Origin of the sequence: Pseudoroseomonas cervicalis ATCC 49957 (assembly GCF_000164635.1) — a bacterium.
Classification (GTDB): Bacteria; Pseudomonadota; Alphaproteobacteria; order Acetobacterales; family Acetobacteraceae; genus Pseudoroseomonas; species Pseudoroseomonas cervicalis.
The window spans coordinates 117065-123663 of record NZ_GG770780.1 but is presented as its reverse complement, the minus strand read 5'-3'; the positions used below and the strand labels follow the sequence as shown (position 1 = coordinate 123663).

General features: G+C 71.7%; 7 protein-coding genes. 2 read left to right on the top strand and 5 right to left on the bottom strand.

Annotated features, from left to right (window positions below):
• Positions 1 to 322 precede the first annotated feature (322 nt).
• A complete protein-coding gene (locus HMPREF0731_RS13975) occupies positions 323 to 949 on the top strand; it encodes a cupin domain-containing protein (protein ID WP_007004802.1) in 627 nt (208 codons plus the stop codon).
• A 154-nt stretch (positions 950 to 1103) separates the two neighbouring features.
• Here HMPREF0731_RS13975 and typA read toward each other — a convergent pair whose 3' ends face one another.
• Positions 1104 to 2933 (bottom strand): translational GTPase TypA, encoded by a 1830-nt coding sequence (gene typA / locus HMPREF0731_RS13970; RefSeq protein ID WP_007004801.1) that lies wholly within the window; start codon positions 2931 to 2933, stop codon positions 1104 to 1106.
• Between the two features lie 231 nt (positions 2934 to 3164).
• Positions 3165 to 3527: a hypothetical protein gene (locus HMPREF0731_RS13965; protein WP_007004800.1), complete on the bottom strand. Its 363-nt coding sequence runs from the start codon at positions 3525 to 3527 to the stop codon at positions 3165 to 3167.
• Between the two features lie 256 nt (positions 3528 to 3783).
• Here HMPREF0731_RS13965 and HMPREF0731_RS13960 point away from each other — a divergent pair, with 256 nt between their 5' ends.
• Entirely contained in the window at positions 3784 to 4215 is a 432-nt protein-coding gene (locus tag HMPREF0731_RS13960) for a DUF3775 domain-containing protein (protein WP_007004798.1), read from the top strand.
• Between the two features lie 69 nt (positions 4216 to 4284).
• On the opposite strand, the gene HMPREF0731_RS13955 is transcribed toward HMPREF0731_RS13960, so the two are convergent.
• The 3 genes from HMPREF0731_RS13955 to HMPREF0731_RS23205 all read right to left on the bottom strand — a co-directional run.
• A complete protein-coding gene (locus HMPREF0731_RS13955) occupies positions 4285 to 5058 on the bottom strand; it encodes a DUF1194 domain-containing protein (protein WP_040613447.1) in 774 nt (257 codons plus the stop codon).
• 201 nt (positions 5059 to 5259) lie between these two features.
• A complete protein-coding gene (locus HMPREF0731_RS13950; RefSeq protein ID WP_040613357.1) occupies positions 5260 to 5817 on the bottom strand; it encodes a manganese efflux pump MntP in 558 nt (185 codons plus the stop codon).
• Positions 5818 to 6085: 268 nt separating this feature from the next.
• Positions 6086 to 6599: tetratricopeptide repeat protein (locus tag HMPREF0731_RS23205; protein WP_169312298.1), on the bottom strand; the 514-nt coding region annotated here is incomplete at its 5' end.

The window sequence follows — 6599 nt, the reverse complement described above, 5'->3', positions numbered from 1 at the left end:
GCGCCAGCGCCGCCCCCGCGCCGCCGCCGATGGCGAACAGGCCGCGCCGCGTCGGCGCCAGGATGCGCTGCCAGCGCGCCCAGGATTCATCGTGAGTCATGGTCCCGTCTCCCGCTCGAACGGCCGCGCGGCGGGTCCGTCACCCACCACAGCCAGTCGCCGTATCGGCCCTTCCCCGCGACCCCGGTTTTCATTGGGGTCAAAATTCTTGCGTTGATGTTCACGCCCATGAAAGGTGGTTGTCAACCGCCTTGTGCAGCGGCACCTAGGCTGACACAGCCAGCCACCCACCCCATCTGGGGCGCTGGGCAGGAGGATACGGATGAAGGATCAGCCAGGCAGCGCGACGGCCGAGGCACCCCCCTTGGCCCTGGCGCCGGATGACGGCGCCAGCGACCGGCGCCTGGGCGAATGCGTGCGCCTGCTGCGCCAGCGCCTCGGCCTGTCGATCCAGGAACTCGGCCGCCGCACCGGCCTGTCCATCGGCATGATCAGCCAGCTCGAGCGCGGCCTCGCCACCCCCTCGGTGCGCACCCTCCGCCTGCTCAGCCTGGCGCTGCAGGTGCCGATCTCGTTCTTCTTCGAGGAACGGCCGGAAGGCGCCTCGCCGCGCTACATCGTCCGCCGCGCCCAGCGCCGCCTGCTGCGGCTGACGCCCTCCGGCGTGCTGAAGGAATCGCTTGCCCCCGACGCGCCGGGGCAGATGGAGATGTATGAGCTGACGCTCAGCGCCGGCGGCTCCTCCGGCGCGGATTTCGTCAAGCACCAGGGGGAGAAGGCCGGCTACGTGCTCGCCGGCACGCTGCGCCTCTGGCTCGACCACGAGGCGCACCTGCTGGAGGAAGGCGACAGCTTCCGCTTCCCCAGCACCGTGCCCCACATGTTCGACAACCCGACCGATGCGCCGACCCGCATCGTCTGGATCACCATGCCCAGCGCGGGGGCCTAGAAACAAAAAAAGGCCAGGGGAATGAATTCCCCTGGACCCCTTCTTTTTCTGTCAGGCTGCCGCCATCCGGTTCAGAGGCGGGCCGCTCCACTGGGCCGAAGCGACCCGGCGCAGTGCAGCGACCCTCGTCTCACCCATGACCGGCAGCTGACAATTAGGCGGCTTCGGAGTCGCTGCGGCGGGCGTGCTTCTTGCGCTCGTTCGGATCCAGGAAGCGCTTGCGCAGGCGGATGGCGGTCGGCGTCACCTCCACCAGCTCGTCATCCTCGATATAGGCGATCGCCTGCTCCAGGCTCATGCGGCGCGGCGGAGTCAGCAGCAGGGCCTCGTCCTTGCCGGCGGCACGGACGTTGGTCAGCTTCTTCTCCTTGATCGGATTCACGTCGAGGTCGTTCTCGCGCGAATGCTCGCCCAGGATCAGGCCGGTATAGACCTTGTGGCCCGGATCGACGAACAGCGTGCCACGCTCCTGCAGGGAGAACAGCGCGTACTGCACCGCCTCGCCATCGGAGTTGGAGATCAGGCTGCCCTTGATGCGGCCCTCGATCGGACCGGCCCAGGGGCGATAGCCCAGGAACAGCCGGTTCATCATGCCGGTGCCGCGCGTGTCGGTCATGAACTCGCCATGATAGCCGATCAGGCCGCGCGACGGGATGTGGAACACCAGCCGGACCTTGCCGCCGCCCGAGGGACGCATGTCCTGCATCATGCCCTTGCGGAGCGACATCTTCTCGACGACGACGCCCGAGAACTCCTCATCGACGTCGATGACGGCTTCCTCGAAGGGCTCTTCCTTCTCGCCCGTCTCCGGGTTGACCTGGGTCAGCACGCGCGGGCGGCCGATGGTCAGCTCGAAACCCTCGCGGCGCATCGTCTCGATCAGCACGCCCAGCTGCAGCTCGCCGCGGCCGGCCACCTCGAAGGCGTCCACTTCCTCGGAGACCTTCACGCGGATGGCGACATTGCCCTCCGTCTCCTTGAAGAGACGGTCGCGGATCTGGCGCGACGTGACCTTCTTGCCCTCGCGGCCGCCCAGCGGGCCGTCATTGATGCGGAAGGTCATGGTCAGCGTCGGCGGATCGATGGGGATCGCCGGCAGCGGCTCGGTCACCTCGGGGGAGGCGATGGTGTCGGGAATGGTCGCATCCGCCAGGCCGGCGATGGCGCAGATGTCGCCCGCCTGCACCTCGTCCACCGGCACGCGGTCCAGGCCCGAGAAGGTCATCAGCTTGGTCAGGCGGCCGGTCTCGACGATCGTGCCGTCCTGGCGCATCACGCGCACCGGCATGTTCGTGCGGGCGATGCCCTGCTCGATGCGCCCCGTGAGGATGCGGCCGAGGAAGTTGTCCGCCTCCAGGATCGTCGCGTTCATCGCGAAGGGCTTGTCGAGCTCGACCTTCGGCGCCGGCACATGGCTCAGGATCAGGTCGAACATCGGCGACAGGTCCTTGCGCGGACCGTCCATCGTCAGGTCGGCCCAGCCCTGGCGGCCGGAGGCGAACATGGTGTGGAAGTCGAGCTGCTCGTCCGAGGCGCCGAGCGCCGCGAACAGGTCGAACACCTCGTTCAGCACCTCATCGGCGCGGGCGTCCTGGCGGTCGACCTTGTTGATGACCACGATCGGCTTCAGGCCGCGGGCCAGCGCCTTGGTCAGCACGAACTTGGTCTGCGGCAGCGGGCCCTCGGCGGCGTCGCACAGCACGATCGCGCCATCGACCATCGACAGGATGCGCTCCACCTCGCCGCCGAAATCGGCGTGGCCCGGCGTGTCGACGATGTTGATCTTGACGCCCTTCCACTCGACGGCGGTGGACTTGGCGAGAATGGTGATGCCGCGCTCGCGCTCCAGGTCGTTGCGGTCCATGGCCCGCTCGGCCACGGCCTGGTTGGCGCGGAAAGCCCCCGCCTGCTTCAGCAGGTTGTCGACGAGCGTAGTCTTGCCGTGGTCGACATGGGCGATGATGGCGACGTTGCGCAGTTCCATAAGGCGGGCAGTCCCGGGGCTGCGCCGCCTGCGAACACAGCCCGGCATCCCTGCCATATCGGTATGGCGAGGATCGGGCGGGGCTGGCCTGGCGGCTTGTTGCGGCGCACAGATAGAATCATCGGGCGGAAAAAGCGAGCCTTTCCGGTCGGAGCGCCCCGCAGGGCTGACCCGCCCGAATCGGGATCGCAACCTTCGCCACCGCCCGGCGGCGGCGAAGGGCGCGCCGGCCTACAGCCGGTAGACGGCCCGCGACGCGCCGCCCATCGGCCGGCTGGGGGCGAAGCGGTCCACGACGCAGAGATGCAGCGCCTGGTGCATCGCCGGCTCCTGCGCCGCCTCCTCGGTGAAGGGCGCGGCGCCGGGCGGCGTGCCCGGGGCGCGCTGCGGCGTGCTGTCCGGCTTCGGCGCCTTGGCCTCCTGCCAGGAGACGAAGCGCGGCATGGCGGAGCGGAACAGCGGCGCGCTCTGCGAGCAGCCGGGGGCGCTGGCCATGCCGCCGGCGGCGGCCGGGGTGAAGGTGCCGCCGGCGGGGGCCGGGAGGGCGTCGCCATCGCGCTCGGCGATGGGGAGGACACCGGCGGGGGGCGCCATCGGGCGCATCCCGGCGGTGGGATGGTTCGTGGTCGCGGGACTCCCGGCGGGCGGGGGGGGAACCGCCACCGAGAGGCCAATCGCCACCGCTACCATGAGGGGGGTCAGGTGTCGGCGCATGCGAGTCCAATGAAGCAGGGCGCCCGCTCGTTGCGTGCCCGCCGCATCCTGGCGGAAACACGTTTATTTTTAAGAAACCCCGGGCTGGCGTCGGCCTTTCGCGTTGCCGTAGCCTGGAGCCAGAGGAGAGGGGCCCATGAGCGAGACTCCGAGCGAAACCCCGCGCGAGGATGACGAGGATGGCGAGCTGGATCTGGGCATCAGCCTGGAAGCGGTCGCCACCGTCGTCGACCATATCCGTGCCATCCAGGACGACGCCGCCAGCGAGTCCATCGAGGCCGACGATGAGGAGGGCGACGATGGCGACGATGATTTCGACGAGGACACCCTCGCCGCCTTCATCGAGGAGATGAACGAGGACGAGCAGGCCGCCCTGGTGGCGCTGGCCTGGGTCGGCCGCGGCGATTACGAGCCGGAGGAGTGGGAGGAGGCGCTGCGCCTGGCGCGCGAGCGCGGCGCCGCCAGCGGCGACACCGCCAGCTACCTGCTCGGCATGGAGATGGCCGGCGACCTGCTGGCCGAGGGCCTGGCCGCCTTCGGCATCTCGGTCGAGGATGTCGAGCGCTGAGCCGCTGACCGCCTGACCCGCCCGGCGCCCCCGCCTGGGGGCGCCGGCCCTGGCGGGCGGGCCGCGGCGTCAGCCCTGGCCTTCCGCCACCCTGTCGCGCCGCGCCAGCACACGCGGCGGCCCGGCCCGGCCGGCGATCTCGCGGATCAGCTTGCGCCGCACCGCCACGCCGAAGGCCTCGAAATCCTCCGCCGCGACCAGGAAGGCGCCCGGCCCGCCGATCACCGATTCCGCGTAGTACTGGTCCAGCGGGACGGCCGTGCGGCGGCCGAAGCTCGGCCGGTCGTTCAGGATCGGCAGCCCGTTGATGACGATGCCCGCCGCCACCGCCCGGTCGCGCACCGGCTCCACCGCCGGGCCGGAATTGTTCACCCCATCGCCCGAGACATCGACCACCTTGCGGGTGCCCTCGAAGGGGCAATCCTCCAGCATCGCCATGCTGAACTCCAGCGCGGCGGAGATCGAGGTCCAGGAGAGCGAGGCGCGCGGTGCCTCGGCCAGGGCGCTGGACCAGGCCTCGGCGTCGCGCTGGCCGGCGATGCGGGTCCAGGGCAGCACCTGGCGCTGGTACTCGGCGCCGGCCCATTCGACATAGGTCAGCGCGATGGCGCCGACCGCGCCGCCGCGGATCGCCTCCACCACGCGCGGATCGGTCATGGCGCTGCGATAGCCCTCGCGCTGCAGCCTCGCCTCGTCCTCGTCCACCGAGCGGGAGACATCGACCGCCAGCACCAGCAGCACATCGGCCGCCTCCTGCGCCCTGGCCGGCCTGGGGGCGCCGGCCAGCCCCCCCGCCACCAGGGAGCCCGCCAGCCCGGACGCCAACAAGGAGCGTCGCCGCATCATCGCCTCCTGCCCGTTCGCCTTCAGCAAACCGGTCCGGGCCGCGGAAATGCAACAATTGCTTCAGCAAAAGGATGTGCTCGGGGCGGGGTCCGCCCTGGCACGGCCCTTGCCGCGGACATGCCCGCGCCGGACAGGAGGAAGCCTAGGCCCGTCCTCCTCTCCGGCGCGTAAAGCGGCGGGCGAAAAGCGCGCGGCGCGTCAGGCGCTCAGGTGCTCGTGCAGGATGGCGGCGCCCAGCAGGATCAGCGCGGCCCCCGCCAGCGCCTCCGCCACCCGGCCGAGGCGGCGGCCGAGCAGCCTTCCAAACAGCACGCCGCCCGTGGCCATGCAGAAGGTGGCGGCGCCGATCGCCGCGGCGATCACCCAGATCTCCGCCTCCAGGAAGGCCAGCGACACGCCGACCGCCATGGCGTCGATGCTGGTGCCCACCGCCGTCGCCAGCAGCATCCAGGGGGAGCGCCCGGCCGGGGCTTCCTCCGCCGGGCGCCGCGCCGCCTCGAACAGCATCCGGCCCCCCACCAGCCCGAGCAGCGCGAAGGCGATCCAGTGGTCCACCGCCGCCATGGCGCCGGCCGCCAGCATGCCCGCGCCCCAGCCGATCAGCGGCGTCACCGCCTCGACCGCGCCGAACACCAGGCCCGTGCGCAGCGCCTCGGCCAGCCGCACCGGACGCGCGCCGGCGCCCCGGCTGATGGCGGCGGCGAAGGCATCCACCGACATGCCGAGCGCGAGCACGGCGATCGAGACAGGCGACATCGGGGAACCCTCCTGGCGGCACGGCGCGGCCACCAGCGGCCGAACGGCCGGGGGCTCCATGGCCGCGCCAGATAGGCCGCGCGCCCCAGCGCGTCAAATTTTTTCTTTTAAATCAGATACTTGTAGCCAAGGCGCCGGTTTGGAGCCCGGGCTACACCCTGCCGCCTCCCGCACAAGGCGAAGCTTGGGGCGCGCGCGGCCACGAAAAAGGCCGGGGCTGCGCGCAGCCCCGGCCCGGCCGGTTGTCGCCCCGAACAGGAGGCGCGCCTCAGGGCAGCTCCTGCAGCCGCCGCTCCACCAGGCCGCGCCAGGGCGCATCCGCCGGCGCCTCGGCCAGCAGGGCGCGCCAGGTGGCGCGGGCATTCTCCGGCCGGCCGGCGCGGGCCTCCGCCAGCCCGGTCAGGTAGCGCAGCCGCGGCTCGCCGGGGTCGATCTGCAAGGCGCGCGCCAGCAGCCCCTGCGCCGCCGCGAACTCGCCGCGCTCGATCTGCAGCTCCGCCAGCTCCGCCGCCAGCGGCCCCTCGAAGCGCAGCCGCAGCGCCGTCTCCCAGGCCTCCGCCGCGCGGTCCGGCCGGCCACGGCCACGCTCGGCATTGCCCAGCAGGATCCAGCCCTGCCGCGTCACCTCCGGCCCGCCGCCGCCCTGCGCCAGCCGCTCGCGCAGCCGCTGCAGCAGCGCCTCGTCCCGCGCCGCCGCCTGGGCGCGCTCCTGGAAGGGCGCGGCCGGAATGTCCGGCTGGCCGCGCCACAGATAGAGGCCCGCCCCCAGCGCCGGCAGCAGG